The sequence below is a fragment of the Nitrospirillum bahiense genome (assembly GCF_007828025.1).
GTDB lineage: Bacteria > Pseudomonadota > Alphaproteobacteria > Azospirillales > Azospirillaceae > Nitrospirillum > Nitrospirillum amazonense.
This window is the reverse complement of sequence record NZ_VITO01000013.1, coordinates 1-26911: the sequence shown is the minus strand read 5'-3', so window position 1 is coordinate 26911 and position 26911 is coordinate 1. Positions and strand designations below refer to the sequence as shown.

General features: G+C 67.9%; 26 protein-coding genes. 22 read left to right on the top strand and 4 right to left on the bottom strand.

What is annotated here, in order from left to right; translation table 11 throughout:
• Positions 1–83 precede the first annotated feature (83 nt).
• A complete protein-coding gene (locus FBZ88_RS18630; RefSeq protein WP_145618694.1) occupies positions 84–737 on the top strand; it encodes a glutathione S-transferase family protein in 654 nt (217 codons plus the stop codon).
• 35 nt (positions 738–772) lie between these two features.
• Here the strand turns inward: FBZ88_RS18630 and FBZ88_RS18625 are convergent, their stop codons facing one another.
• Together FBZ88_RS18625 and FBZ88_RS18620 are read right to left on the bottom strand one after the other, a co-directional pair.
• The gene (locus tag FBZ88_RS18625; protein WP_145618693.1) at positions 773–1186 is read right to left on the bottom strand and encodes a hypothetical protein; all 414 of its coding nucleotides are present in this window, start codon (positions 1184–1186) and stop codon (positions 773–775) included.
• A 9-nt stretch (positions 1187–1195) separates the two neighbouring features.
• Positions 1196–2509 carry a putative adhesin gene (locus FBZ88_RS18620; RefSeq protein ID WP_145618692.1) on the bottom strand — a complete coding sequence of 438 codons (1314 nt, stop codon included), beginning with the start codon at positions 2507–2509 and terminating at the stop codon, positions 1196–1198.
• A gap of 218 nt (positions 2510–2727) precedes the next feature.
• Here FBZ88_RS18620 and FBZ88_RS18615 point away from each other — a divergent pair, with 218 nt between their 5' ends.
• Positions 2728–5718 (top strand): ATP-dependent DNA helicase, encoded by a 2991-nt coding sequence (locus tag FBZ88_RS18615; protein WP_145618691.1) that lies wholly within the window; start codon positions 2728–2730, stop codon positions 5716–5718.
• Between the two features lie 102 nt (positions 5719–5820).
• Here FBZ88_RS18615 and FBZ88_RS18610 read toward each other — a convergent pair whose 3' ends face one another.
• Positions 5821–6039: a hypothetical protein gene (locus tag FBZ88_RS18610; protein WP_145618690.1), complete on the bottom strand. Its 219-nt coding sequence runs from the start codon at positions 6037–6039 to the stop codon at positions 5821–5823.
• A gap of 277 nt (positions 6040–6316) precedes the next feature.
• Between FBZ88_RS18610 and FBZ88_RS18605 the strand changes: the two genes are divergently transcribed.
• From FBZ88_RS18605 to FBZ88_RS18510, 20 genes are all read left to right on the top strand, one after another.
• A complete protein-coding gene (locus FBZ88_RS18605; RefSeq protein ID WP_145618689.1) occupies positions 6317–6676 on the top strand; it encodes a DUF952 domain-containing protein in 360 nt (119 codons plus the stop codon).
• Positions 6676–7743, top strand: coding sequence for a quinone-dependent dihydroorotate dehydrogenase (locus tag FBZ88_RS18600; RefSeq protein ID WP_145618688.1), 1068 nt, complete (start codon positions 6676–6678; stop codon positions 7741–7743). The genes FBZ88_RS18605 and FBZ88_RS18600 overlap by 1 nt, the downstream gene beginning before the upstream one ends.
• Positions 7744–7824: 81 nt before the next feature.
• Positions 7825–9051: an EAL domain-containing protein gene (locus FBZ88_RS18595; protein ID WP_145618687.1), complete on the top strand. Its 1227-nt coding sequence runs from the start codon at positions 7825–7827 to the stop codon at positions 9049–9051.
• A gap of 18 nt (positions 9052–9069) precedes the next feature.
• Positions 9070–9957, top strand: a complete 888-nt coding sequence (locus tag FBZ88_RS18590; RefSeq protein ID WP_145618686.1) for a TIGR01459 family HAD-type hydrolase — start codon at positions 9070–9072, stop codon at positions 9955–9957.
• A 171-nt stretch (positions 9958–10128) separates the two neighbouring features.
• On the top strand, positions 10129–11274 hold the full coding sequence (locus tag FBZ88_RS18585) for a DUF2807 domain-containing protein (protein ID WP_145618685.1): 1146 nt from the start codon (positions 10129–10131) through the stop codon (positions 11272–11274).
• Positions 11275–11422: 148 nt separating this feature from the next.
• Complete coding sequence (locus tag FBZ88_RS18580; protein ID WP_145618684.1) at positions 11423–13180, top strand: PAS domain-containing sensor histidine kinase; 1758 nt, start codon at positions 11423–11425, stop codon at positions 13178–13180.
• Between the two features lie 49 nt (positions 13181–13229).
• Positions 13230–13505: a hypothetical protein gene (locus FBZ88_RS18575; RefSeq protein ID WP_145618683.1), complete on the top strand. Its 276-nt coding sequence runs from the start codon at positions 13230–13232 to the stop codon at positions 13503–13505.
• A gap of 110 nt (positions 13506–13615) precedes the next feature.
• On the top strand, positions 13616–15490 hold the full coding sequence (locus FBZ88_RS18570; RefSeq protein ID WP_411861201.1) for an ABCB family ABC transporter ATP-binding protein/permease: 1875 nt from the start codon (positions 13616–13618) through the stop codon (positions 15488–15490).
• A gap of 48 nt (positions 15491–15538) precedes the next feature.
• The gene (locus tag FBZ88_RS18565; RefSeq protein ID WP_145618681.1) at positions 15539–15829 is read left to right on the top strand and encodes a CopG family ribbon-helix-helix protein; all 291 of its coding nucleotides are present in this window, start codon (positions 15539–15541) and stop codon (positions 15827–15829) included.
• Positions 15784–16107: a type II toxin-antitoxin system RelE/ParE family toxin gene (locus tag FBZ88_RS18560; protein ID WP_186464479.1), complete on the top strand. Its 324-nt coding sequence runs from the start codon at positions 15784–15786 to the stop codon at positions 16105–16107. Before FBZ88_RS18565 ends, FBZ88_RS18560 begins: the two co-directional genes overlap by 46 nt.
• Positions 16108–16204: 97 nt before the next feature.
• A complete protein-coding gene (gene meaB / locus FBZ88_RS18555; RefSeq protein ID WP_145618679.1) occupies positions 16205–17218 on the top strand; it encodes a methylmalonyl Co-A mutase-associated GTPase MeaB in 1014 nt (337 codons plus the stop codon).
• Between the two features lie 2 nt (positions 17219–17220).
• Positions 17221–17715, top strand: a complete 495-nt coding sequence (locus FBZ88_RS18550; protein WP_145618678.1) for a DUF6265 family protein — start codon at positions 17221–17223, stop codon at positions 17713–17715.
• 271 nt (positions 17716–17986) lie between these two features.
• Entirely contained in the window at positions 17987–18283 is a 297-nt protein-coding gene (rpmB, locus tag FBZ88_RS18545) for a 50S ribosomal protein L28 (RefSeq protein ID WP_040846783.1), read from the top strand.
• 158 nt (positions 18284–18441) lie between these two features.
• Positions 18442–19230 (top strand): queuosine precursor transporter, encoded by a 789-nt coding sequence (locus FBZ88_RS18540; RefSeq protein ID WP_145618677.1) that lies wholly within the window; start codon positions 18442–18444, stop codon positions 19228–19230.
• Between the two features lie 53 nt (positions 19231–19283).
• The gene (gene tgt, locus FBZ88_RS18535) at positions 19284–20546 is read left to right on the top strand and encodes a tRNA guanosine(34) transglycosylase Tgt (RefSeq protein ID WP_145618676.1); all 1263 of its coding nucleotides are present in this window, start codon (positions 19284–19286) and stop codon (positions 20544–20546) included.
• Between the two features lie 106 nt (positions 20547–20652).
• On the top strand, positions 20653–22260 hold the full coding sequence (locus FBZ88_RS18530) for a lysine--tRNA ligase (RefSeq protein ID WP_145618675.1): 1608 nt from the start codon (positions 20653–20655) through the stop codon (positions 22258–22260).
• A gap of 57 nt (positions 22261–22317) precedes the next feature.
• Positions 22318–22500, top strand: coding sequence for a hypothetical protein (locus FBZ88_RS18525; protein ID WP_145618674.1), 183 nt, complete (start codon positions 22318–22320; stop codon positions 22498–22500).
• A 97-nt stretch (positions 22501–22597) separates the two neighbouring features.
• Positions 22598–23608 (top strand): low-specificity L-threonine aldolase, encoded by a 1011-nt coding sequence (gene ltaE, locus FBZ88_RS18520; protein WP_145618673.1) that lies wholly within the window; start codon positions 22598–22600, stop codon positions 23606–23608.
• Between the two features lie 93 nt (positions 23609–23701).
• A complete protein-coding gene (locus tag FBZ88_RS18515) occupies positions 23702–24361 on the top strand; it encodes a MarC family protein (RefSeq protein WP_186464478.1) in 660 nt (219 codons plus the stop codon).
• Positions 24362–24545: 184 nt separating this feature from the next.
• Entirely contained in the window at positions 24546–26279 is a 1734-nt protein-coding gene (locus FBZ88_RS18510; RefSeq protein WP_145618671.1) for an acyl-CoA dehydrogenase family protein, read from the top strand.
• Between the two features lies 1 nt (position 26280).
• Here the strand turns inward: FBZ88_RS18510 and FBZ88_RS18505 are convergent.
• The coding region (locus FBZ88_RS18505; protein WP_211102719.1) for a DUF4238 domain-containing protein at positions 26281–26911 on the bottom strand (631 nt) is incomplete at its 5' end.

Below are 26911 nucleotides of genomic sequence, written 5' to 3'. Positions count from 1 at the left end.
CCCGCCGTAGCATCGCGCGCCGTTCAGGCCGCCGGCCCGCGCTGGCTTTCAGCGGCCTGTTGTCACTGGGGGAGGATCCGTCCATGGCCTACACGCTGTTCTATTTCCCGGGAAATGCCAACCTGGCGCCGCATATGGCGCTGGAGGAAATCGGCGTCCCCTACGAACTGGCGCTGCTGGACCGCGCCAACGCTGAGCATAAGTCGGCCCCCTACCTGGCCCGCAACCCCACCGGCCGCATCCCCACCCTGTTGGCCCAGCAGCCCGACGGCAACGAGGAGACGGTGTTCGAGACCGCCGCCATCCTGCTGCACCTGGCCGACAACCACCCTGATTCGAAGCTGGCTCCCGCCCCCGGCACGCCCGGCCGGGGCCGCTTCCTGACCTGGCTGTTCCACCTGACCAACACCATCCAGCCGGAATACCGCGTCTTCTATTACCCCGAGCAGCACGTGACCGACCCCGCCCACGTCGCCGACGCCAAGGCCACGGCGGAACGGCGCCTGTGTGAGATGTTCGCCCTGGTCGACCGCGAACTGGCCACCCGCCCTTACATCGCCGCCGACCATCTGACCGTCGCCGACTTCCTGCTGCTGATGCTGGTGCGCTGGGGCCGCAATTTCACCCACCCGCCCCGCGACCTGCCCCACCTGGGCCGCCTGTGCGCCGAGCTGCTGGCCCGGCCATCGGTGCAGCGCGCCTTTGAGCAGGAGGGGCTGGCGGCGCCGTTTGTTTGAGCGGCTTGGATTATTTGGCAGCCGTACCGTCTCTATTAACGGGGCCTCATCTGCTGCCTCGACCTCTCTTGACCCTTCGTCAAATCCAAGGTCCGGATGACATCCTTCTGCACCGCGATCCAAGCGTCCCCATCGCTTTGCAGCAAAAGCCCTTCGACACCGCCATTCAACAGCGTCATTTGAAGAGCCTCCCTTAAGGAAATTCCGCAAAAGGGAGGCTTAATCCTATGATCTTCCTTTGATGTGTAAAATATAGCCATCTGGCCATCCGGCAATTTCGCCGTCGCCATGTGTGCTTTTCCATCGCGCACCGCATCGGAGAGGCCGCCTTTCGGAAATTCATTAGCATTGGTAATGTTGAAAAAAATTTCTTCCCTCAAGAAATTTTCCAGGACGCTCGCACCATCTTCCCAAGACCGGCTATCAGCCACGATATCATTTAAATTCATTCGTCCCTCCTATTGGGCACCATATTCTTTGAGAGTAATGAGAGACGGTTTCCCAGAGGGACCGATAACCTCTTTGTAGATGCCGTCTGTGCCGTACATGATGTTTGCTGCTGGCGAGCAGGCTTCGTAGGTGCAAGCGGCCCAATGAACGTCCCCCATATTGGGCTGCAAAAGCTCGGAAAGTCTCGTAGGCGAGGTAACCGTCTGGCCCCCCATTATCTTGAGACCGTCTGGCGGATAAAGCGTGTAGTCGGGCATCACCTCACCCGGACCAAACGTCTTACTGTAAACATGTGATACGTCCTGCCCCGTCTCAATCATATTGCCAAGCGGGTCACTGATGGTGGCTCCGTGTTCGGAATAAACCGTCACGGACGTTCCCTCCGGTATGGCGACCGACCCGCTCTCATAGCCGCCATGCCCGCTGAGGATCACCTTGCGCGGCGGAGGTGGCACGACCTTCTTCGGCGGCAACGGCGGATCCGCCGGCGGCGGGGGCGGTTCCTCGACCACCGGGCGCTTGCCGCCCGACGCCGGCTTCACCTTGGCGACCAGGGCGATGATTGCGTTGATGGTCAGGATGGTGAGGCCGGCGGCGGTGCGTTTGGCGGCCTCGTCCAAATCGTGCTGGGTCTTGGCGGTGGTGGCCAGGGCGATGCCGTGGCCCAGGTCGTTCAGGCCCTGGAACACCGACCAGCCCACCATGGCATAGCCCACGCCCAGCAGGATCACGTCGATGGCCTCGCCATATCCCGCCAAGTGACCGCCGGCCCATACCACCAGGAAGCCGGCCAGCCAGTACAGCGTCTCGCGCGTGAACAGGCTTTTGGCCGCCTGCTGCATCTCACGCGGCAACAGGGGCACGCAGCGGCGCAGCGTGGCGACGACGCGGTCGGTCACCGACCATTGCGCGGGCTGGCCGGGCGGATCCTCGTCCCCCTGGTCGTGCCGGGGCGGGTCCACGGGTGGGGGCGAGAGCGGGGCGACGGCGCGGGGGATGAGGAAGGCGCTGAGGCTGCCCATGGCCAGGTCGCGCATCGCCTGGTCGATGAGTTGCGTGTCGCTGACGCGGAAGTCCACGCCCTGCACCACCCGGCGCAGGCGCAGGCGGCCGATCGAATCCAGGCCATGCAGGTATTTGATGACGCGGGCGTCCCGCCAAATGGGGCTGCAGGTCGGCCCGCCCAGGGCATAGCGCCGCATGCCGGCGGGAATGGCGCGCGTGGGGCCGATCAGCAGGCGGCCCTCGGGAATCTCGGCATCCATCCAGTCGGCCATGGACAGGCCGGCCGCGCCGCCGCCGCTGATGAAACTGTCAGGCACCGTCCCTTCCCCTGCGTTCAATCCGGGCCGATGCACGACCCACGGGGTGAAGTAAGACGATCGCCTGCACGGGAAAGGGGCATATCCCAACAGGCCAACCCACGCGCAGCCCACCCACGCGCGCCCAGAAATGGCGCCGGCGCAGCCGTACCGCTTTTGTTCATGAAATGCCGCGAATCGCCGTCTATACTCCGGCCCGCCCAACGCCGAAGCCCCTGATGACCGATCCGTTTCAACCGCCCGCCGCCCCGAAGCCGCCGCCCAGCCTGGTGTCCGCCCCCACCGGGCCGCGGCGCCTGCTGGTGCCGGACGCGCCGGCCTTGGTGCCGGGTGCCCGCCAGGCGGTGTGGCTGAGCACCGATGGCGAGGTGGAGGTCATCGACAAGGCGGAGGCGGTGCGCCGCGTCCTCCGCCAGCCGCACCTGCTGTGCCATGCCCGCGCCACCGCCCGGCGCCTGGGCACCGACAAGCTGATCCAGGGCTATGACCTGCTGGAGCTGTACGCCTTCGTGCGGCCCGCCACCTTCTGCCTGCCCACGCCGCGCGGCCTGGCGCAGGCGCTGGACCTGCCCCGACCGGCGGATGCGGACGCCGAGGCCCTGACCCTGGTGCGCGCGGCCGAGGCCCTGCTGCGGGAACTGATGAGCCCGGTCGATGACCAGCGCTCCGACCCTGTCGGCCTAGCCTGGGCCATGGGCGCCGAGGGCCAAGGGGACGGTCAAGGGGGTGGCCAAGGGGGCGGCGGCTGGCTGTGGTCGCCCCTGGTGTTGGCCGCCCTGGGCGCGCCCGCGGGACCGGAGAAGTCGCGCTGGCGCGGTGGCGCCATCCGCGCCTACCAGGTGTGGGCCGGCATGAAGGAATGGCAGGCGGACGCGCCGGAGCCGCCGCCCGGCCATTTGCCGGTGGAGCCGGCCGAGGCCCGCCGCCGCCTGGCCGACCTGGTGATGAACGGCAGCCAGGCCGAACCCCGGCCACAGCAGTCGGACTATGCCAGCGCCGTCTCCACCGCCTTCACCCCCCGCGACGTGGAGGGTGAGCCCAACCTGGTGCTGGCGGAAGCCGGCACGGGTGTGGGCAAGACCCTGGGCTATCTGGCGCCGGCCACGGTGTGGGCGGAGAAGAACAAGGGCCCCGTCTGGATTTCCACCTATACCCGCCAGTTGCAGCACCAGATCGACAAGGAGATGGACCGCCTGCACCGCGACCCCGCCACCAAGGCGCGCAAGGTCGTGATCCGCAAGGGACGGGAAAACTATCTCTGCCTGCTGAACCTGGAGGAGGCGGCCGGCGTCGCCACCGCCAACCCGCAATACGCCGTGGCCATCGGCCTGATGGCGCGCTGGGCCGCCGCCACCCGCGACGGCGACATGCAGGGCGGCGATTTCCCGGGCTGGCTGGTCGATCTGCTGGGCAAAGGCCGCACCCTGGCGCTGGCCGACCGGCGGGGGGAGTGCGTCTACAGCGCCTGCAGCCACTACACCAAATGCTTCATCGAGAAGAGCGTGCGCCGGGCGCGGCGGGCCGACATCGTCATCGCCAACCACGCCCTGGTCATGATCCAGGCGGCCCTGGGCGGCGGGGACGACGCCTACATCCCCACCCGCTATGTCTTCGATGAGGGCCACCACGTCTTCGACGCCGCCGACAACGCCTTCGCCGGCCACCTGACGGGCTTCGAGACGGCGGAGCTGCGCCGCTGGCTGCTGGGGGCGGAAAGTGGTGGGCGCAGCCGGGCGCGCGGCCTGCGCCGCCGGGTGGAGGACCTGATCGGCGGCGACGACCACGCCAACCGCCTGCTGGACGAGATCGCGCGCGCCGCCCGCACCCTGCCGGGCGAGGCCTGGCCGCAGCGCGTGGGCGGCGGCGAGCCGGTGGGCCCGACGGAGGCCTTCCTGGCCCAGGTGCGCGCCCAGGTCTATGCCCGCGCCCACGGGCCGGACAATCCGTACAGCCTGGAGGTGGAGGTACAGCCCCTGGTGGATGGGGTGCTGGAGGCGGCGCAGGCGTTGTCCGCCGCCCTGGGCGAACTGTCCGCCCCGCTGGAGGCCCTGGCCGACCGGCTGCGCGAACGGCTGGACGACGAGTCGGACGAGCTGGAGAGCGACACCCGCCGGCGCATTGACGCCATCGCCCGCAGCCTGAAGCGCCGCTCCGCCAACGAGATCGGCGGCTGGCGCCAGATGCTGGCGGCCCTGGCCGAGGAGACGCCCAGCCGCTACGTCGACTGGTTCGGGGTGGAGCGCCAGGACGGTCGCGACCTGGACGTGGGCATGTACCGCCACTGGGTGGACCCCACCTGGCCGCTGGCCCAGATCCTGGGGGCGCAGGCGCACGGCCTGGTCATGACCTCCGCCACCCTGACGGACGGCACCGGTGATGTGGAGGCGGACTGGCAGGCGGCCCACGCCCGCACCGGCGCCATCCACCTGCCCCGTCCCGCCCTGCGCGCCCAAGTGCCGTCGCCCTTCGACTACGCCAACCAGACGCGGGTGCTGATCGTCAACGACGTGCGCAAGGACGATTTGGCCCAGGTGGCCGCCGCCTATCGCGAGCTGTTCCTGGCCTCGGGCGGCGGCGCCATCGGCCTGTTCACGGCGGTGCAGCGCCTGCGCGCGGTGCACGAGCGCATCGGCGCGCCGCTGGAGGCCGCCGGCCTGCCGCTGCTGTCGCAGCATCTGGACGGGCTGGACGTGGCGACGCTGATCGACATCTTCCGGGGGGAGGACAACGCCTGCCTGCTGGGCACCGACGCGGTGCGCGACGGCGTGGACGTGCCCGGCCGGTCCCTGCGCCTGATCGTCTTCGACCGCGTGCCCTGGCCGCGGCCGGACATCCTGCACAAGGCGCGGCGTGATTATTTCGACCGCACCGCCCGGCGGCGGCATTACGACGACATGATCACCCGGCTGCGCCTGCGCCAGGCCTTCGGCCGTCTGGTGCGCCGGGCCGACGATACAGGCGTGTTCGTGCTGCTGGATCCCATGATGCCCAGCCGGCTGAAGGGCGCCTTCCCCGGGGGGGTGGAGCCGCAGCGCGTGGGCCTGGCCGAGGCGGTGCGCATCACGCGCGACTTCCTGCATGCGCCGGGCCAGGAGCCGGACCTCACCCTGCCGCCCCTGACGAAACCCCCGCCGTCAAGGCTGTCGTCACCGCCTGACGATCCGTGGGGGGACGAGCCCTTCCATCTGCAGGGATTCGACCTGGACTGACGTCCGCCAGCCCGAGACTGATTCGAGCATGCCCCGACGGCTTTAAGCCGACTTCAGCATGCCCTGTCGGCGACAGGCCGACTTCAGCGTGCCTTGTCGGCTTCAGGCCGACTTCAGCATGGACGTGTAGATGGCCCAGGCGGTGGCGACGCTGACGCCGCCAGCGCGGGCGCCGGCCGCCAGCATCTCGGTTGTGGGCTTCAGCGGCACGGGGGTGTGGGTCACCACCGGGCCCGCCAGCGCGGCGCGGCCGCCGCCCACCGTCAGGAAACCGGCGCTCAGGGTGTGGTCATCACGGTGCGGCGCGTCCAGCAGGCTCATCGTTCCATTCCCCTCGATTGCAGGTGTGCAGGCGGTGGGACGCAAAACTGATGCCATCGCAGCCGTCGCCTATTTCCTACGGGTAGATCCGGCGCTGGCCTAAGGAACAGGCCGCTTTCCGTTTGCGTCCAGGTAACGGTCACAAAATTTCAACGCCGGCGCGTTGTCATTTTGCGACGAGACCTGCGGCATTCGTCTCAATTTGCGACTCCCACATTTTCCCATCCTGCTGCACAGCGAAATGCACTAGGGTCGGCGCCAAGATGGGGGCGACAGTATGAGCGATGTGATTTTCCATATGTGCCGCGCGGACGAATGGCTGGCGGCCCTGGCGGCCGGCGTCTATCCGGGGTCCTCGCAGGACCAGGCGGACGGCTTCATCCATTTCTCCACCGCCAGCCAGGTGGTGGAAAGCGCCGCCAAGCACCGCGCCGGCCAGACCGGCCTGCTGATCCTGACGGTGGACCCGGCCCCCTTGGGCGAGGCCCTGAAGTATGAGCCGTCACGCGGCGGACAGCTGTTCCCCCATCTGTATGGCGGCCTTCCGGTGAGCGCCGTCCTGCGCGCCGACCCGCTGCCGCTGGGCGGGGATGGCCGCCATGAGTTCCCGCCGCATGTCCTTGAGGGAACGGTCTGATGAGCCTGGCCTATCGCCTCGCCCGTCCCATCCTGTTCGCCATGGATGCGGAGCGGGCGCACGACCTGACCATCAACCTGCTGAAGGTCGGCGCCCTGCCCCCCGCCCTGTTCGGTGCCGGCGGCCCGGATGACCCGGCGCTGAGCCAGACCGTGTTCGGCCTGACCTTCCCCAACCCGGTGGGCCTGGGCGCCGGCTTCGACAAGAACGCCCGGGTGCCGGACGCCATGCTGGCCCTGGGCTTCGGCCTGGTGGAGGCCGGCACCGTCACCCCCCGGCCGCAGCCCGGCAACCCCAAGCCCCGGCTGTTCCGCGCCGTGGAGGTCGAGGGCGTCATCAACCGCTTCGGCTTCAACAACGAGGGGCTGGAGACCTTCGCCCGGCGGCTGGAGGACCGGCGCGGCCTGGGCCGCACCGGCATCGTCGGCGCCAACGTCGGCAAGAACAAGCAAACGGCGGACGCGGCATCCGACTACGTCATCGGCATCCGCCGCCTGGCGCCCCTGGCCGACTACCTGGTGGTCAACGTCTCCTCCCCCAACACGCCGGGCCTGCGCTCGCTGCAGGGGCGCCAGGCCCTGACCGACCTGCTGGCCGCCTGCCTGGCGGCGCGGGGAAGCCACCGCACGCCCCTGTTGCTGAAGGTGGCGCCGGACCTGACCGAGGATGACAAGGTGGACGTGGCGGAGGTGGCGCTGGCCAGCGGCATCGACGGCCTGATCGTGTCCAACACCACGCTGGAGCGGCCGGACAGCTTGACACCGGCCCACCGCGCGGAGGCCGGCGGCCTCAGCGGCCAGCCGCTGTTCGAGAAGTCGACGTCCGTGTTGCGCGACTTCTACCGCCTGACGGGCGGCAAGCTGCCGCTGGTGGGCGTGGGCGGCATCGGATCGGGCGCGCAGGCCTATGCCAAGATTCGCGCCGGGGCCAGCCTGGTTCAGGTCTATTCCGCCCTGGTCTACCAGGGCCCCGGCCTGGTCGCTGCCATCAAGCGCGACCTGGCCGACCTGCTGCGCCGCGACGGTTTCACCAGCGTGGCCCAGGCGGTAGGGGCGGATCACAAGTAACGTACAAGGTTCCAGCAAATGCCAGGTCCGCAAGCGCGGGCCCCGGAGTGAGTACCGACAGGCGGAACGGGGGGCCTGAACATGCACGTGCTGCGTCACATCATCTTCGCCGCCTGCTATGTCGCCGTGGCGGTGGCCGTGGCCTTGGCCCTGCCGCTGGCCGGCGTGGGCGTCGACCGGTCCTATGGCCTGCTGCTGGGCCTGGTGGTCTTCGTCTTCGGCGGACTGCTGCATGAGTTTTATGCCCGCATGGAGCAGGCGGAGCGGATGGAGCACCGGCTGGACCGCCTGCTGGACCGCCAGCGCGACGTGCTGGCCGCCCTGGACCGGCTGATGCGGCCTGGCAACGAGGCCGGCGGCGCGGTCGCCGCCGTGGTCAGCGACGCCCGCATGCTGCGCACCCTGGCCGACCAGATGCCGACAGGGTCCGCCACCGAGCCCGCCCCGCAGGCGCCAGCGCTGCAGGTGGCCCCGGCGGCGGCCCAAACGCCCCGCCCGCCGGCACCCGCCCTGGGCTCCGCCTATGGTCCCCTGCCCGGTGAGGCGCCAGCGGCGGAGGATGACGGCCCGGTGATGAACGGCATCCGCGAGGCACTGCGGTCGGACCGGGTGGACATCTTCCTGCAGCCCATCGTCAGCCTGCCGCAACGCAAGCACCGCTTTTATGAAGTGTTCTCCCGCATTCGGCTGGAGGACGGCAGCTATCTCACGCCCGACCGCTATCTGGGCGTGGCGGCCCGCCACAACCTGATGGCGCCCATCGACAACCTGCTGCTGTTCCGCTGCGTCCAGCTGCTGCGTGAGACGGAGAAGCGGCACCAGAACGTGGGCTTCTTCTGCAACATCTCCGCCGCCACGCTGAACGACGGCACCTTCATGCGGGAATTCGTCCAGTTCATGGGCCAGCATCCCAACCTGGTGCAGAAGATCATCTTCGAGCTCAGCCAAGCCGACCTGATGCAGGGCGACATCTTCGCCACCGGCTTCCTGGACGGGCTGCGCAGCCTGGGCTTCCGCTTCTCCATGGACCAGGTCGACCGCTTCGACGTCGATTGGGACCAGCTGGCGGCGCACGAGATCCGCTTCGTGAAGCTGGACGCCGCCCGCCTGCTGGACCCCGACGGCCGCTTCGCCAACCCGGACAAGGTGACGCTGCTGAAGCGCCAGCTGGACCGCAACAACATCGACCTGATCGTGGAAAAGATCGAAACCGACCAGCAGCTGCTGGACCTTTTGGATCTGTTCATCGACTTCGGCCAGGGCTACCTGTTCGGCGAACCGCGCATGGCCCGCCGCCTGCCTTCCTGAGAGTAGACTGTTCCCCTCATGAGCCCTGCCATTCCCTTATTTACCGGCCTGTCACAGCTGGCGGACCGCTACGACGGATTCATCCTGGATTTGTGGGGGGTCGTGCATGACGGCATCGCCCCCTATCCCGGCGTGCCCGAATGCCTGAAGACGCTGCGCGCCCAAGGCAAGCGCGTCTGTCTGCTGTCCAACGCCCCCCGCCGCGTGGATGCCGCCGCCGCTCGGCTGACCGAGATGGGGCTGACGCCCGACCATTACGACGCGCTGCTGACCTCGGGCGAGGCGACGCACGACGCCCTGCGCGATCCGCCGGATGCCTGGCACCGGGCCCTGGGGCCGAAGCTGCTGCACATCGGCCCCGACCGCGACGCCGGCGTTTACCTGGATCTCGGGGACCGGCTGAAGGTCGACCGGCCGGAGGAGGCCGACTTCGTCCTGAACACCGGCATCGTCGATTTCAGCGAATCGCTGGCGGATTACGAGCCCATCCTGGCCGCCTGCGCCGTGCTGAAGCTGCCCATGGTCTGCGCCAACCCGGACTTGGTGGTGCATGTCGGACCGCAGCTGGTGATCTGCGCGGGTGAGCTGGCGCGGCGGTATGAAGAGCTGGGTGGAGATGTGCGCCAGCACGGCAAGCCTTACCCCAGCGTCTACGCCCGCTGCTTCGACTTGCTGGGCGGCATGGCGCCGGATCGCATCCTGGCGGTGGGTGACAGCCTGCGCACCGACATGGCCGGCGCCAACGCCGCCGGCGTCGATGGCCTGCTGATCGCCGGCGGCATCCACCGCGAAGAACTGGGCGTGGCCGATCCGCTGACCGACCTGCCCGATTTGGACCGGCTGGCGGCGATCGCGGCCCAGGCTGGCCTGCGCGTCAACGCCGTCATGAACCGGCTGGGTTGGTAAGGCGCGGAGCGCGCACCTGCCCCGGAGGTAAACCGCTTGGACGCGTCGCCGCCCCTGGCGGTCGTGTAACAGGCGGGTTAAAAGTGTAACGGTTAGGCAAACGCTGCGGACAGGCGGGACCAAGTGGCCAATAGTCGGGGGAATTCTACGATGTCGCGCAGGGTGCGCCCCATGGAAACCAGTGTCGCCTCCCCCCGTCCCCGCCTCACGCCCGGCATACCCGCCGGCGGCGTCATCGCCGCCCTGGTCGCTGTCGGCTCGCTGGGCTTCATGCTGCTGGGCAGCCATGGCCACGGCTCTTCGCATTCGGTCAAGGTGGTGAGGATGGATGGCGTCATTCCGCCCATACCGCCGATTCCGCCCATCCCCCCGATATCGCCTGCGTCCCCCGCGTCGCCCGCCGCCCCCATCAGCCGGGCCGACGCCGACCAGATCCGCCGCGACGTGGAAGAGGCGATGAAGGGCCTGGACGTCGAGTCCATCAAGCAGGAGGCCAAGGCCGCGGCGATGGCCGCACGGGCCGCCGCCCGCGATGCCCGGGCCCTGAGCGACAGCACCCAGGAATTCCCGGCGCAGCAGGTGGTGAACCTGTCCAACCTGTCCGGCAACACCATTATCCGCCCGTCCAGCAGCGCCACCACCATCGGCATTTCCGCCAGCGGCGGGGCCGTGCGCGCGGCGGCGGAGGACGGCGCCCTGCAGGTGTCGGGCAGCGGACGATCGACCGAGCTGACCATTACCGTGCCCGCCAAGACCAAGCTGGTGGCCGCCGGCCTGTCCGGCGAGTTGACCGTGGATGGCGAACTGGACGGCGACGTGGTGCTGGACCTGCGCAAGGCCCAGGTATCGCTGAAAAAGGTCAAGTCGCTGCAGGCGAACATCGTGGAGAGCGCCGAGATCAGCGTGGACGAGGTGGCGGAGTCGCTGAAGTTCGTCATCGCCGGCCATGGCGACCTGCATGTGGGCCGCGCGTCGGAGGCCGAAGTGCGCGTCATGGGCCAGGCCGACCTGTCTATGGGCACCATCGACAAGGCGCTGCGCCTGGCCGTCTACGGCAACGGCGACATCTCCGCCGACCGGGTGGATGGCGTCATCGAGGCCGTCATCAATGGCAAGGGCGACGTGCACATCAACGACGGCAACGCCAGCGCCCTGAAGGTGGCCGTCCTGGGGCAGGGCGACTTCACCTTCGACGGCACCGCCAAGGATCCCAACCTGTTCATGGGCGGCAGCGGCACCATCACGGTGGCCAAGCACACCGGCACGCCGCGCATCGGCAAGTCGGGCAGCGGCGAGGTCGTGCTGGGCGGCGAATAAGCGCCCCTCTTCCCCCTATCCTGGCCTTCCGCTGATTGCGCCGGACCGTTGCCCGTGCCTACAGTATGTCCATTGGTAAAACCCAGCCGGCCAAGCACCTGACCTTTCGGGGCAGCGGCCCGCGCCGGTAAAAAGGACGGGACCCAGGGTGCGGTTGGGGGCGGCAACACGGATTTGCCTGGGCTACGCCTTGCTGGGCGGGTTGTGGGTCCTGGGTTCCGACATCGCGCTGGACATGATGCTGGGTCCTGTCCATGCGGCGTGGGTGGGGCCGGTCAAGGGCGTGGGATTCGTCATGGTCACGGCGCTGTTGCTGCACCGCGTGTTGGTGCGGGCCCTGGCCGCTGACGCCCGCAAGACCCGGGAGCTGGTCATCAGCCAGGCGCGCTACAGCGCGTTGGCCGACATGGCGCCCGTGGGCATTTTCCATGTCGATTCGACGGGCCAGATCACCTACCGTAATCCGCGCCTGCGCGAGATCACCGGCATGCCGGCGGAGCTGGAGCCGGGCGGCAGCTGGGAATGGTGGCTGATCCATCCCGAGGATCACAAGCGCGCACAATCCCGCTGGCTGGCGGCCACCCAGCGGGGGGAACGCTATGCCGAGGAGTTCCGCATCTGCCGCCCCGACGGCCGCATCGTTTGGGTGCTGTGCGAGGCCTTGCCCGTGACGGCGCGCGAGGGCGAGCGGCTGGGCTATGTCGGCATGGCCATCGACCTGACGGCCCAGCATCAGGCGGCCGAGACCATGCGCCAGGAAAAGGAACGGTACGAGCTCGCGACCGGCGGCTCCGCCGTCGGCATCTGGGACTGGCATCTGGGCGACGGCAGCCTGCACCTGTCCGGCCAGGCCCAGACCCTGCTGCGCCTGCCGGCGGGCGGCCAGGGCCCCCGCCGCGTGCTGGGCATGATCCCCAAGGCGGAGCGGGCGCGGGCCTTTTCCCATGTGCGCAGCCACCTGCGCCTGTGCCAGCCCTTCGACCTGGAACTACCCATGGTCTGCGCCGACGGGGTCACCCGCTGGTTCCACGTGCGCGGCCAGGGCGTCTGGCCGGCGACGGGCACCGGGGACATGCCCCCCCGGCCGACCCGCCTGCTGGGCTCGCTCATGGATATTACCGTGCGCAAGGAGACGGATGGCCAGCTGGCCCGCGCCCGCCACGACGCCGAAATGGCCAGCCGCAGCAAGAGCGCCTTCCTGGCCAGCATGAGCCACGAGTTGCGCACGCCGCTGAACGCCATCATCGGCTTCAGCGAATTGATCACCCAACAGACCTACGGCCCGGTGGGAGACGCACGCTACGCCGACTATGCCGAGGACATCCGTGTCAGCGGCCTGCATCTGCTGGAGCTGGTGAACGACATCCTGGACGTGGCGCGCATGGAGGCGGGCCGGTTCGAGCTGGAGGACAAGGTGGTGGACATCGCGGCCGAGGTCGCGGTGGCGGTACGCCAGATCCAGGCCGGCAACCTGCAGCGCAAGATCGAAATCACCGTGGCCGGCGCCGCCGGTCTGCACGCCATGCTGGATCCCACGGCCCTGCGCCAGGTGCTGCTGAACCTGCTGGGCAACGCCGTGAAGTTCACGCCCGACGGCGGCCGGGTGACGGTGTCGGCCGACATCCGGCGCGAGGGGCTGGCCCTGTCGGTCATCGACACAGGCCCCGGCATCTCCCGCTACGTGCTGGAGAACCTGGGCACCCAGCCCTTCCTGCAGGCGGAGCCCTCGCTGCGCCGGCGCCACGGCGGCAGCGGCCTGGGCCTGTTCATCGTCCGCCGCCTGATGGACCTGCACGGCGGCACCCTGCTGGTGGAATGCCCGCCCGGCGGCGGCACCCGCGTCACCGTCATTTTCCCGCCCGACCGCCAGGTGCCGCCCGGCCCGGCGCTGGCGATGTTGCCGTGACGGGGGCATGATGGGGCCCTTCCGGTCCCAGTATCCCGAGGGCGCCCCCATGTCGCCGTTCAAACGGCCGTCCAAGCCGTTGCCGACCAAACCCAAAGTCGCGGCGCCCACCTCGGCACCCACTGCGACTGGGACGGCTGAGGTGCCGTCCACCCTGGACGACGTGCTGGCCGCGGGCGCTCGGGACAGCCTGCGCCGCGACCAGGGTTACGCCCGCTTCCGCGCCCAGGCGGACAAGGCGGCGGCCGCCGCCGACAAGGGCGACGACCGCGCCTACCGCCTGCTGGCCGAAGCCATCCGCCAATTGCTGAACGACAGGCGCTGACAGGTGACGGCCGTCGCTGCGCCCCGGCCGGGCCGGCCGCAATCACATGGCCGCCCCGCCCTACTCCAACCGCCCCGCCGCCCCATCTAGTGCTGATGACCCAAACCGCCATGCCCACCCATCCGTCACCCGCCCCGCCGGAACCCCGGCCCACCCGTCCGCAGATGGGGGAGGGCAAGGCGCTGGCCATGCTGCTGCCCTATGTCTGGCCCAAGGGCGACTGGGGCACCCGCGGGCGGGTCGTCATCTCCATGCTGCTGCTGCTGGGCGCCAAGGCGGCCAGCGTCACCATCCCCGTCTTTTACAAGCACGCGGTGGACCAGCTGGGCGAGGGTATCAAGGCCAACGCCGCCGTGGTGCCGGTGCTGGCCATCCTGTCCTACGGCCTGGCGCGCGTGCTGTCGCTGGCCTTCGGCGAACTGCGCGACAGCGTGTTCGAGCGGGTGGCCCAGCGCGCCATGCGCAAGGCGGCGCTGAGCGTCTTCCGCCACCTGCACGGCCTGTCGCTGCGCTTCCACCTGGAACGGCAGACCGGCGGCCTGTCCCGTTCCATCGAGCGGGGCACCAAGGCCATCGAGACCCTGCTGTCCACGGCCCTGTTCAACATCCTGCCCACGGTGCTGGAGATCCTGCTGGTCACCGGCATCCTGTGGCGCCTGTTCAACATCTGGTTCGCCCTGGTGACCTTCGTGGCCGTGGGCGGCTACATCGCCTTCACCGTCATCATCAGCAACTGGCGCACCCGCATCCGCCGCCAGATGGTGGAAAGCGACACCAAGGCCAGCGCCCGCGCCATCGACACCCTGCTGAACTATGAGACGGTGAAGTACTTCGGCAATGAGGAGCATGAGGCCCAGCGGTACGATCGCGCGCTGAAGGTCTATGAGCAGGCGGCGGTGCGCACCCAGACCTCGCTGTCCATCCTGAACGTGGGCCAGAGCTTCATCATCGCCGTGGGCCTGGTGGCCGTCATGTGGATGGCGGCCAGTGGCATCGAGGCGGGCACCCTGACCCTGGGCGACTTCGTCCTGGTGAACACCTACATGCTGCAGCTGTACCAGCCGCTGAACATCTTCGGCTTCGTCTATCGCGGGGTGAAGGAAGCCCTGATCGACATGGAGAAGATGTTTGTGCTGCTGGCCGTGGACCGCGAGGTGGCTGATGCCCCTGGCGCCCAGCCGCTGGCCATCAGCGGTGGGGAGGTGCGGTTCGAGGACGTGTCCTTCGGCTATGATCCCCGCCGGCCCATCCTGAAGGGCATCAGCTTCACCGTGCCCGCCGGCCGCACCGTGGCCATTGTGGGCCCGAGTGGTGCGGGCAAGTCCACCCTGTCGCGGCTGTTGTTCCGCTTCTACGACGCCAACGGTGGCCGCATCCTGATCGACGGGCAGGACATCACCCAGATCACCCAGGCCAGCCTACGCGCCGCCATCGGCATCGTTCCGCAGGACACCGTGCTGTTCAACGACACCATCCGCTACAACGTCGCCTACGGCCGCACCGAGGCGACGCAAAGCCAGGTGGAGCACGCGGCGGCACTGGCCCACATCGACGGCTTTATCGCGGGATTGCCCGACGGCTGGGACACCACGGTGGGTGAGCGCGGCCTGAAGCTGTCCGGTGGCGAGAAGCAGCGCGTGGCCATCGCCCGCACCATCCTGAAGAACCCGCCCATCCTGATGTTCGACGAGGCCACCAGCGCCCTGGACACCCATACCGAGCGGGAAATCCAACGCAACCTGCGCGAGGTCAGCCGCGGGCGCACCACCCTGGTCATCGCCCATCGCCTGTCCACCGTGGTGGACGCCGACGAGATCATCGTGCTGGAGGAAGGCCGCGTGCGCGAGCGCGGCCGCCATGCCGACCTGCTGGCCCTGGGCGGCGCCTATGCCGAGCTATGGGCGCGGCAACAGACGGCCGACCCGGTGCCGGAGGGCGGCGTGGCCGCACCAAATGACGCCTCGACCGAGCCTGTTTTAGGGTGACGGGTGCGTGCTACATTGCACGCACCCTGTAACACATGAGGCGGTCCCATGACCGAAACGACCTTTACCTTCCGGGTGGATGAGACGCTGAAAGCCGCCTTCGCCGAAGCCGCTAAGTCCCATGATCGCACCGGTGCCCAACTGTTGCGCGACTACATGCGGGACTTCGTGCGGCAGCGGCAAGAGGCCGCCGATTACGATGCTTGGTTCCGAGCTGAGGTCCAGGCGGGTATCGATGAGGCTAATGCCGGTGACACGGTGTCGGCGGAAGAGGTGGAGGCGGAAGCGGAAGCATGGCGGGCCGAGGCCCGGCGCAAGCTGACCGGCCTCGCCTCGTGAAGCTGATTTGGACGCGTTCCGCGACCGTCAACCGGAAGCAGATTCGGGAGTATATCGCCCAGGAAAACTTGGCTGCGGCTCTGACTTTGGACGATCTTTTCTCCAAAAGGGCCATTCTCTTGGCCAAGCATCATGGCGCCGGGCGGCCAGGCCGTGTCGCCGGAACCCGTGAACTGGTCATCCACCCCAATTACATCATGATCTATCAAGTGGCCGGCGACACTGTACGGATACTTCGTCTGCTGCATGCCGCACGCCAATGGCCATCACGGCGATAGCCATTTGACGGGCCGTTTTTTGACATCGGCAATCGCCCGGACCAAAGTTCTGGGGTATGGACCGTCGAAGGACCCTTTGCCTGAGGCCCGTTGCGTCATGAACGCCGATACCCCCCTGCACCTCGAGTCGCCTGCTGATCCGACTGGCTTGGCGGAACCGCTGCTGGCGGGGGACCGGCGGGCCCTGGCGCGGGCCATCACCCTGGTCGAATCGACCCGCGCCGACCATCGCGCCCAAGCCGACGCCCTGCTGGCCCGGCTGCTGCCCCATGCCGGACGGTCGGTGCGGGTGGGCATCACCGGCGTGCCGGGCGTGGGCAAGTCCACCTTCATCGAGGCCTTCGGCCTGCACGTCATCGGCCGGGGGCATAAGGTGGCGGTGCTGGCCATCGACCCGTCCAGCCAGCGCACCGGCGGGTCCATCCTGGGCGACAAGACGCGCATGGAGCAGCTGTCGCGCGACCCGGCCGCCTTCATCCGCCCCTCACCCGCCGGCAGCACCCTGGGCGGCGTCGCCCGGCGCACGCGCGAGGCCATGCTGTTGTGTGAGGCCGCCGGCTTCGACGTCATCGTGGTGGAGACGGTGGGGGTGGGCCAGTCGGAAACGGCGGTGGCCGACATGGTCGACCTGTTCCTGCTGCTGCTGCTGCCGGCCGGCGGCGACGAGTTGCAGGGGCTGAAGAAAGGCATCGTGGAACTGGCCGACCTGGTGGTGGTCAACAAGGCCGATGGCGACCTGGTGGCCCAGGCCCGTCATGCCGTGGCCGAGTACCGCCATGCCCTGGCGCTGCTGCGGCCAGCCACGCCGGACTGGACCGTGCCGGTGCTGAGCTGTTCCGCCATCACGGGCACGGGCGTGGACGGGGTGTGGGACACCATAGGACGGTTCCGCGACGCCCAGGCCGCCAGCGGCCGGCTGGACGGCCGCCGGGCCGACCAGGCGCGCGCCTGGATGTGGAATGAAATCCGTGAAAACCTGCTGGCGGCCTTCACCAGCGATCCAGCCGTGCGCGCCCAGCTGGGCGGGGCCGAGTCGGCGGTCACGGCCGGGACCCAGACCCCGGCCATGGCGGCCCGGTCCCTGCTTGCCCGCTTCCGCCACGAGGAGTGACCATGCGCCCCATCGCCGCCGTCCTGTTGGTGCCCCTGCTGGCGTCCGCCCCGGCCCGGGCGGAGACCTGCACGCTGGAGGCCCTGCACTGGCTGCAAGGCGCCTGGAGCAACACCGCCATCGATACCGCAGGCGAGGAGCGCTGGGTCCTGCTGCCCGGCGGTACCCTGGCCGGCAGCGCGTGGGAGACGGCCAAGGATGGCACGCCCCATTTCGTGGAGGCGTTGAGCCTGGCGCCCTCCGATGGCAAGGTCACCCTGCGGCTGCGCCATTTCGACGGCACCCTGGCCCGCGCTTGGGAGGACAAGACGGCGCCCGTCACCTTTGTCGCCAGCCAGTGTAGCCTGCAGAGCGTGGTATTCGACGGTGTCGGATCCCACGCCGGCGAGCGCATCACCTATGCCCGTACCAAGGACAGGCTGAGTTTCGTGGGGGAGTTCATCCACAAAGGCAAACCCCACCGCGTTGATCTGGAGATGTCCCGGACGGGGGATTGATCTGCGTGAATAGCCCCCGTCCCTCGCCCAAGAAAAAACGGCATGGCATTGACTCCCGGTGCCCGAGTGGTCATCAGTAGCGCCCCGTGGCCGCCGGCCCCTGTTCTAGTCTGATTCTCCGTCAGGCCATGGCAGGAATGCCGGCGACTGCCCCCTGGTTTTTCCAGGGGCGCCCTTGACTCTCCGCCGCCCCTTCGGTTATATCGCCGCTTCCCTCCGGAGCGGTGTGCGCCCGGGGTCGTCATTCTTGTTATTCCGTGAAGGTGCTCCAATGGCCCGCAAGTGCGATGTGACCGGCAAAGGTCTGCAGTTCGGCAACAATGTTAGCCATGCCAACAACAAGACCCGCCGGCGTTTCCTGCCCAACCTCCAGGAGACCTCGCTGCTGAGCGACGCGCTGGGCACCATGGTCCGTCTGCGCCTGTCCACCAAGGGCATCCGCACGATCGAGCACAAGGGCGGCCTGGACAGCGCCCTGCTGGACATGAAGGACAGTGAGCTGTCGCTGGATGCGCGCCGGGTGAAGCGCCGCATCGCCAAGGTCCTGGCCAACAAGGCCGCCGCCTAAGCATCGCACGCCTTCCGGGAATGGGGCGGCCCCATTGGGTGCCGCCCCGATCCTTGTGAACGAATGCTGCCGAATGAGTGTTGCCGGGCGGTCCGCCTGCGGCCCATAAGCATTCCTGCGTGACGATCGCCTTGCCTGCGGGCTGGGGCCTCACATCCATGACGCTCTCGCCCGCCGCTCTCGTCGAATTCCTGAACGGCCTGCCGCCCGCAGCCCTGCTGGTGGGTCAGATGCTGTTCTGTTTCAGCGCCATCCTGGCGCTCGCCCGGCTGTTCGGACAGTCCGGCCTCTATATCTACATCATCGTCGCCATCATCGGCGCCAACGTCGAGGTGTTGAAGGCGGTTCAATTCCCCTTCTACGAACACCCCGTGGCCATGGGCACGATCCTGTTCAGCTCCACCTATCTCGCCACCGACATCCTGACCGAGCATTACGGGCGGGAAGCGGCGCGGCGCGGCATCTATCTCAGCTTCGCGGGCTATCTGCTGTTCACGCTGATGATGCTGATCACCCTGGGTTTCCGTCCCATGACGGCGGAACAGGCCGGCAATGACATGGCCTGGGCACTGTCGACGCAAGACCATCTGGCCGCATTGTTTCTGCCTGCCCCGGCCCTGTTCCTGTCCGGCATGGCCTCATACCTGGCCAGCCAGCTGTGCGACGTCTGGATTTATCAGAAGATCCGGGGGGCGACGGGGCAAAAGCACCTGTGGCTGCGCAACAACGGCTCCACCATGGTGTCGGCGCTGATCGACAACACCGTTTTCAGCATCTTGGCCTGGCGCGTCTTCGCCGAAACGCCAGTGGACTGGCACGCCCTGGTGTTCACCTACATCCTGGGCACCTATCTGATGCGGGTGGCCGCCAGCCTGCTGGACACGCCGTTCATGTATCTGTCGCGCCGCGCGCTGAAACCGCACCTGCCGGCCAAGGCGACCGCCTGACCGGCCCTTCATCCCTTTTGTTTCCCATCCCTTTTGTTCCAGAGCCCGTCCCCATGTCCGATCTGCCGACCTCCTACCCCGGGTTCTCGTTCGAGATCACCCACAAGGCCCCCGATAGCCGGGCGCGCCTGGGCCGGCTGACCACGCCGCACGGCACCATCTCCACCCCAAACTTCATCTTCTGCGGCACCAAGGCGTCGATCAAAGGCGTCACGCCGGCGCAGATGCGGGCGGAGAAGACGGACATCATCCTGTCCAACACCTATCACCTGATGATCCAGCCGGGCGCCGACATCGTCGCCAAGATGGGTGGCCTGCACCGCTTCATGGGCTGGGACGGCCCCATGCTGACCGACTCGGGCGGCTTCCAGATTTTCTCCATGGGCCACGGCTCGGTGGCGGATGAGATCAAGGGCCGCCGCACCCAGACGCGCGACACCACCCTGCTGAAGATCACTGAGAAGGGTGCCACCTTCCGCAGCTACATGAACGGCGAGAAGCTGTTCCTGTCCCCTGAGCTGTCCATCGACATCCAGCGCAAGCTGGGCGCCGACCTGATCGTGCAGTTCGACGAGTGCACGCCCTTTCACGTCGACCGCGCCTATACCGCCAAGTCCATGGCGCTGAGCCACCGCTGGGGCGACCGGTCCTTGAAGGAATTCGTGAAGGGCGGGGGCATGAGCTACAACGGCCTGCCCCAGGCGCTCTATGGCATCATCCAGGGCGGGGTGTACGAGGATCTGCGCAAGGAAAGCGCCACCTATACCAAGGACCGCCCCTTCTTCGGCACCGCCGTGGGCGGCAGCCTGGGCGCCAACACCGCGCAGATGGATGAGGTGGTGGCCATGACCATGCCCCACACCCACCCCGACCGGCCGGTGCATCTGCTGGGCATCGGCGGCATCCGCGACATCTTCGCCGGCGTGGTCCAAGGCATCGACACCTTCGACTGCGTCAGCCCCACCCGCATCGCCCGCCACGGCTGGGCCCTGGCGCCCAAGGCGAAGGGGGAGCGGCTGAACATGCGCAATTCCCGCTTCCGCGAGGATCCGCTGCCCATCGATCCGGCCTGCGACTGCTACGCCTGCAGCAATTTCAGCCGCGCCTACATCCACCACCTGCTGAAGGCGGGTGAGCTGCTGGCCATGCAGCTGCTGTCCATCCACAACGTCGCCACCATGAATCGCCTGCTGCGCGACGTGCGGGAGGCCATCGCCACCGGCACCCTGGCCGAGGCGCGCCGGCGCTGGGTGTACGATCCCCAGGAGCAAGAAAATGGCGAAGGGGAATCGGCGGCGCAGGGCGGGGCCGCCTAGACCCCGGATTGACCGTATTCCTGGCAGCGCCTAGGGTGCCGAGCCCGACTCGGCACTGGTGTGGAGCCGGGCGTTTTCCACATCCGAATTGACGTGAGTGACCGCGATGGCGACGGAACAGGAACTGGCACGCGAGGCGAAGGCTTGGCCGTTTGAGGAGGCGCGCAAACTGGTCGCGCGCTACGGCGACAAGGCCCCGCCCAAAGGCTACGTCCTGTTCGAGACCGGCTACGGCCCCTCGGGCCTGCCGCACATCGGCACCTTCGGCGAGGTGGCCCGCACCACCATGGTGCGCCAGGCCTTCCAGCGGCTGGCGCCGGGCGTGCCCACCCGCCTGTTCGCCTTCTCCGACGACATGGACGGCCTGCGCAAGGTTCCGGACAACATCCCCAACCGCGAGATGGTGGCGCAGCACCTGGGCAAGCCGCTGACCAAGGTGCCGGACCCCTTCGGCACGCATGAGAGCTTCGGCCACCACAACAACGCCCGCCTGCGCGCCTTCCTGGACAGCTACGGCTTCGAGTACGAATTCCAGAGCAGCACCGACTGGTACACCTCCGGCCGGTTCGATCACGCCCTGCTGGCCGTGCTGCGCCACTATGACGAGATCATGGGCGTGATGCTGCCTACCCTGGGCGAGGAACGCCGGGCGACCTACAGCCCCTTCCTGCCCATCAGCCCCAGCACCGGCCGCGTGCTGCAGGTGCCGATGCTGGAGATCAACCCGGATGCCGGCACCGTGGTGTTCGAGGATGAGGACGGCAAGAAGGTCGAGACCCCCGTCACCGGCGGCCATGTGAAGCTGCAGTGGAAGCCCGACTGGGGCATGCGCTGGTTCGCCCTGGGCGTCGATTACGAGATGGCGGGCAAGGACCTGATCCCCTCCGTCGAGCTGGCTGGCAAGATCTGCCGCATCCTGGGCGCCCAGCCGCCCGAGGGCTTCAATTACGAGCTGTTCCTGGACGACAAGGGCCAGAAGATCAGCAAGTCCAAGGGCAACGGCCTGACGATGGAAGAGTGGCTGCGCTACGCCCCGCCGGAAAGCCTGGCCCTCTACATGTTCCAGAAGCCGCGGGCGGCCAAGAAGCTGTTCTTCGACGTCATCCCGCGCGCCGTCGACGACTACCTGACCTTCGTCGATAAGCTGAAGAGCGAAGAGCCGGCTAAGGCGCTGGAGAACCCGGCCTGGCACATCCACAACGGCCAAGTGCCGGCGTGGGCCACCGCTGCGGACCAGCTGAAGACCAACCTGTCCTTCGGCATCCTGCTGAATCTGGCCGGTGCCGCGAACGCGGAAAATGCGGAGGTGATGTGGGGCTTCATCAGCCGCTACGCCCCGGCCGCCACCCCGGCCAACAGCCCCTTCCTGGACCGGCTGGTCGGCTACGCCGTCGCCTACTACCAGGACCGCGTGAAGCCCACCAAGGTCTACCGCGCCCCCACCGATGTGGAGCGGGCGGCCCTGGAGGAATTGCGCGCGGCCCTGGCCCAGTGGCCGGCCGAACAGCTGACCAACGCCGAGGCCTTGCAGAACGAGGTCTATGAGATCGGCAAGCGCCATCCCTTCACCGAACTGCGCGCCTGGTTCCTGACCCTCTATGAGGTGCTGTTGGGCCAGAGCACCGGCCCCCGCATGGGCAGCTTCATCGCCCTGTACGGCGTCGCCGAGACCAAAGCCCTTATCGACCAGGCGCTGGGCGACGGTATCAAGTAAGCAACCTGTCACGGGCGGGAATGGACAAAAGCCGTTCCCGCCCGCATATAATTCGGCATGACCCAGCGCATCGACACGCAAGATGCTCCCGCCCTGTCGGAGCAGTCGGAACTGGAAGTGCTCCGTGCCGCCATCAAGCTTGGTGCGGATGAGGCGGATGCCGGCCTCTTTTCTACCCGCAACGTGGAAGAGATTATTGCCGAGGGCATCGCCCGGGCCCGCCGACGCGATAACGGCTGACGGCCATTTGACGCGCCGCCTCTCCGATCCCGTCTCCGTCCTTCTGTGGTAAAGATCGCCGCGCCGTTGGCTGACTTCGCCTGAAAGGACCTTTCCCATGATCCGCTACGATTTCCGCAGCGACACCGTCACTCGTCCCAGCCCCGCCATGCGTCAAGCCATGGCGAATGCGGAGGTCGGCGACGACGTGTTTGGCGACGATCCGACGGTGAAGCGGCTGGAGGAGACGGCGGCGGCGATGCTGGGCAAGGCGGCGGGCCTGTACCTGCCGTCGGGCACGCAATCCAACCTGGCGGCGCTGATGGCCCATTGCGGCCGGGGCGATGAGTACATCGTGGGCCAGATGGCCCATTGCTATCGCTGGGAAGCGGGCGGGGCCGCCGTGCTGGGCAGCATCCAGCCCCAGCCCATCGCCCACCAGGCCGATGGCACCCTGGCCCTGGCCGACATTCAGGCGGCTATCAAGCCGGATGATCCGCACTTCGCCCGCACCCGCCTGCTGGCGTTGGAGAACACGCTGGGCGGCCGCGCCCTGCCCCTGTCCTATATGAGAGATGCCGTCGATCTGGCCCGCCGCCACGGCCTGGCCACCCACCTGGATGGTGCCCGCGTGTTCAACGCCGCGACAGCCCTGGGTGTGCCGGCGGCCGAGGCGGCGGCGGGCTTCGACACCGTGTCCGTTTGCCTGTCCAAGGGCCTGGGCGCGCCGGTGGGCAGCGTGCTGGTGGGCGAGGGCGACCTGATCACGCGCGCCCGGCGCATCCGCAAGATGCTGGGCGGCGGCCTGCGCCAGGTGGGCATCCTGGCCGCCGCCGGCCTGTACGCGCTGGAGCACAACGTCGGCCGGCTGGCCGATGACCACGCCAACGCCCGCCGCCTGGCCGAGGGTCTCTCGGCCTTCCCCGCCCTGACCGTCACCCCGCCCGACACCAACATCCTGTTCGTGGCCGTGGCGTCCGACGTGGCCGACGCCTTCAATGCCCACCTGAAGGTCCACGGCGTCGCCGTCACCAGCACCTATGGCATGCAGCGCTGGGTCACCCACCTGGATGTGGATACGGCGGCCGTGGACGCGGCGCTGGAGATCGTGGCGGCGTTTTTCCGTTAAGGAACTGCACGCTGAGCGGTTGAAGCGCCGCCACCGCCAACGCTACTCTGCCCCGAACCCGCGACTGGGCGCGGGCATGGTGCGGGGGTGGCCTTGGATCTTTCATCGTTCGTGGCGTCGTGGCAGGAATACAGCAAGTTCGTCATCGCGCTGTTCGCCATTCTGACCCCTTTCGCCGCCATCCCCATCTTCCTGGGATTGACCGAGGGCCGCAGCCAGCGGGAGCGTAACCTGATCGCCCAGCAGGCGGTGCTGACCGTGGCCACCGTCCTGATCGTCTCGGCCCTGGTGGGCGACCTGGTGCTGCGCCTGCTGGGCACCAGCCTGGACAGCTTCCGCGTGGGCGGCGGCCTGGTGCTGCTGCTGATCGCCCTGTCCATGCTGAACGCCAACGTTTCCGCCATGAAGCAGACGGAGGGCGAGGCCAGCGAGGCGGAGGGACGCAGCGCCATCGGCGTGGTGCCGCTGGGCCTGCCCCTGCTGGCCGGCCCCGGCGCCATCACCGCCGTCATCATCCAGATGCAGAAGGGCCACGGTCCCATCCATGGCGGCCTGATCATCGGCTGCATCGTCTTCGTTTGCCTGTTGCTGTGGGGGTCCCTGCGCCTGGCCGGCCCCATCGGCAACCGTCTGGGACAGATCGGCCTGAACATCATGAGCCGCCTGTTCGGCCTGCTGCTGGCCTCGGTCGCGGTGGAAACCATCGCCACCGGCCTGCGCAACCTGTTCCCCGGCCTGGCCGGCGCCGGCTGACTTCCCCTCATCGCCGCCATGGCGCACACTACCTGACTAGCGCCACGGCCCGAGGCCACGTCTCGGGCCTAGGACGCGACCGCGTCCGCCGGAGCATTTCGGGGAACGCAGTGGACTGAAATGCGAGGATAGCCAAGGCCACGGATGTGGCCGCCCGGCGCCTGAGGGAACAAGGTAAAACTCCATGATCCAGCCGGATGAGGTTCCCCCCACCGCCCGGGGCACCAACCTGTACATCGCTGACATCAACCTGCAGCGCCTGCTGGAACGGCGCGCGCCGGAGGAATTGCAGCGGCATGAGGATCGGCTGGCCGATTTCGGCGCCTGGGCCGGCGGCCCGCTGGATGAGCAGGCGGAATACACCGACCGCCACGCCAATCCACAGCACGTGCCCCAGCCTTACGGTCCCAATGGTCCTCAACCCGGCCACATCGTCTTCAACCCCCGTTACCTGGCCTGCCACGCCGAGGCCTATGCCCGGGGCGCCGTCGGCCTGCCGTATCAAAAGGGTGCATCGGGCCGGCACCTGGCCTGCTTCACCATGGGCTATCTGCTGAGCCAGGCGGACGTGTCCATCCATTGCCCCGTCACCATGACGGGCGCGGTGGCGCATGTGCTGAACACCGTGGCGCCCAGGGAGCTGCGCGACCGCTTCCTGCACGATCTCACCCGCATGGACGGCCAGGCGCTGTCAGGCGGCACCTGGGCGACGGAGCTGCACGGCGGGTCCGACGTGGGCGCCACCACCACGCGGGCGGTGAAGACGGGTGAGGCCTGGGCCCTGCACGGCCTGAAATGGTTCACCAGCAACGCGGGATCCGGCCTGGCCCTGGCCACCGCCCGGCCGAACGGCGCGCCCACGGGCGGCAAGGGGCTGGGCTGCTACCTGGTGCCCAGCCATCTGGAAGGTGGTGAGCCCAACGCCTACAGCGTCCGCCGCCTAAAGGAAAAGGTGGGCACGCGCGGCTTGGCCACGGCGGAGCTGGACCTCAATGGCGCCACCGCTTTCGAGGTGGCGGGACCGGGCGAGGGGCTGAAGGTCATGATGGCCGCCCTGGAGTACAGCCGCATCCACAACGCCGTCGCCTCCGCCGGCCTGCTGCGCCGCGCCTTCGTCGAATCGCTGGGCTGGTCGGCGCACCGCGCAGCGTTCGGCCAGACCGTCATCCATTACCCCATGGTGCAGGACCAGCTGCTGGACATGCAGATGGAATTGGAGGCGGCGGTGGCGCTGTCCTTCGAGTCGGTGTTCGCCTTCGACGCCCTGGCGACGGGGGCCCTGGCGACGGGGGCCCTGGCGACGGGGGCCAGCGATCCGGAACAGGGTGGCGACTGGCTGCGCCTGGTGACGGCGCTGGCCAAGTACCGCACCGCCGACCAGGCGGTGAAGGCCTGCCGCACGGCTGTCGAGATGGTGGGCGGCAACGGCTATACCGAGGAATTCCCCACCGCACGGCTTTACCGCGATTGCCTGGTGACCGCCGTGTGGGAGGGGCCGGCCAACATCCAGGCGCTGGAGCTGCTGCGCCTGGTGTCGGGCAAGCGGCCGGGCGACCAGATCTTCCTCGGCCGCGTGGGGGCCGCCCTGTCCGATCTGCCCCCACAGGCGGGCGATACCGCCGACCTGCTGGAAGGCGGCCTGGAGGAATGCCGGGCCGCCCTGTCCCACCTGCGCCGCAACCCGGACCAGGCGCCCCGCCACGGCCGGCGCCTGCTGGACCTGTTGTCCGACACCCTGGCCACGGCCCTGCTGTGCGAGGAGGCGGTGGCCGACCTGAAGCTGGGTGACAGCCGCAAGATGCTGGTCGCCAACCGTTTCGCCGCCCGCGTCCTGGCCCACCACAACCCCATCGCCACGGAGATGGAGCCGGCCCTGGCCGCGTTCGAGGACGTGATTCTGTATCAGCCGGTGGGGTGAACTAGATGGTAGAGTAGTTACGGGCCTCAGCTAAGACATCGATAGACCGCCCAAAGGTTGCTTCGAGTGCGTGGCGGTCGGTTTCAGCATTGAGTCCGAATAATTCATCCCTTAAGAGGGTTCGCGTCTCGAAAGCTGATGATACGTCTCGATGTTTGAATACTACTGCCGTTTTGGGCGACACGGGATAGTAGAGCGCGACATCATTACTTTGCGCCGGCAGCACCAGGTTGCGTATCGGCTGATCCCCGGTGATAAACTCTGTCCCTTCGGGCGCTGACAAGAATGCGAACTGAAATTCTTGTCGCTGCGCAAAAAGGCTCCAACCCATGCCTGTTACGGCAAACGTACGCAGGAGCGGCCAAGTCCGCTCCGCGATATCGCGGCGCTGATCGGGGAAGCCTTCCAGGTACTTTTGCTTCATTCGTTTGGTCCGCATCAGCTGCATGCCGATGAAATTAGAAAAGTTGAGTGCTTCTTTTTCGTCTTTCCAGAAACTGGCATCACGCTGCTTAAGACTATTCAGCACTCCAACTGATACCAAGGAGCGCTGATGGCGACTCTCACTGAGGGGATTCCCTTCAGGCGGATTTTCTGATTCACCAGAGCAAGCACAGAGGAGGCTTGCGATG

Coding starts and splice junctions, on each gene's coding strand:
- FBZ88_RS18630 (WP_145618694.1), top strand. CDS start 84: ATGGCCTACACGCTGTTCTATTTCCCGGGAAATGCCAACCTGGCGCCG.
- FBZ88_RS18625 (WP_145618693.1), bottom strand. CDS start 1,186: ATGAATTTAAATGATATCGTGGCTGATAGCCGGTCTTGGGAAGATGGT.
- FBZ88_RS18615 (WP_145618691.1), top strand. CDS start 2,728: ATGACCGATCCGTTTCAACCGCCCGCCGCCCCGAAGCCGCCGCCCAGC.
- FBZ88_RS18610 (WP_145618690.1), bottom strand. CDS start 6,039: ATGAGCCTGCTGGACGCGCCGCACCGTGATGACCACACCCTGAGCGCC.
- FBZ88_RS18605 (WP_145618689.1), top strand. CDS start 6,317: ATGAGCGATGTGATTTTCCATATGTGCCGCGCGGACGAATGGCTGGCG.
- FBZ88_RS18600 (WP_145618688.1), top strand. CDS start 6,676: ATGAGCCTGGCCTATCGCCTCGCCCGTCCCATCCTGTTCGCCATGGAT.
- FBZ88_RS18595 (WP_145618687.1), top strand. CDS start 7,825: ATGCACGTGCTGCGTCACATCATCTTCGCCGCCTGCTATGTCGCCGTG.
- FBZ88_RS18590 (WP_145618686.1), top strand. CDS start 9,070: ATGAGCCCTGCCATTCCCTTATTTACCGGCCTGTCACAGCTGGCGGAC.
- FBZ88_RS18585 (WP_145618685.1), top strand. CDS start 10,129: ATGGAAACCAGTGTCGCCTCCCCCCGTCCCCGCCTCACGCCCGGCATA.
- FBZ88_RS18575 (WP_145618683.1), top strand. CDS start 13,230: ATGTCGCCGTTCAAACGGCCGTCCAAGCCGTTGCCGACCAAACCCAAA.
- FBZ88_RS18570 (WP_411861201.1), top strand. CDS start 13,616: ATGCCCACCCATCCGTCACCCGCCCCGCCGGAACCCCGGCCCACCCGT.
- FBZ88_RS18565 (WP_145618681.1), top strand. CDS start 15,539: ATGACCGAAACGACCTTTACCTTCCGGGTGGATGAGACGCTGAAAGCC.
- FBZ88_RS18560 (WP_186464479.1), top strand. CDS start 15,784: ATGGCGGGCCGAGGCCCGGCGCAAGCTGACCGGCCTCGCCTCGTGAAG.
- meaB (WP_145618679.1), top strand. CDS start 16,205: ATGAACGCCGATACCCCCCTGCACCTCGAGTCGCCTGCTGATCCGACT.
- FBZ88_RS18550 (WP_145618678.1), top strand. CDS start 17,221: ATGCGCCCCATCGCCGCCGTCCTGTTGGTGCCCCTGCTGGCGTCCGCC.
- rpmB (WP_040846783.1), top strand. CDS start 17,987: ATGGCCCGCAAGTGCGATGTGACCGGCAAAGGTCTGCAGTTCGGCAAC.
- FBZ88_RS18540 (WP_145618677.1), top strand. CDS start 18,442: ATGACGCTCTCGCCCGCCGCTCTCGTCGAATTCCTGAACGGCCTGCCG.
- tgt (WP_145618676.1), top strand. CDS start 19,284: ATGTCCGATCTGCCGACCTCCTACCCCGGGTTCTCGTTCGAGATCACC.
- FBZ88_RS18530 (WP_145618675.1), top strand. CDS start 20,653: ATGGCGACGGAACAGGAACTGGCACGCGAGGCGAAGGCTTGGCCGTTT.
- FBZ88_RS18525 (WP_145618674.1), top strand. CDS start 22,318: ATGACCCAGCGCATCGACACGCAAGATGCTCCCGCCCTGTCGGAGCAG.
- ltaE (WP_145618673.1), top strand. CDS start 22,598: ATGATCCGCTACGATTTCCGCAGCGACACCGTCACTCGTCCCAGCCCC.
- FBZ88_RS18510 (WP_145618671.1), top strand. CDS start 24,546: ATGATCCAGCCGGATGAGGTTCCCCCCACCGCCCGGGGCACCAACCTG.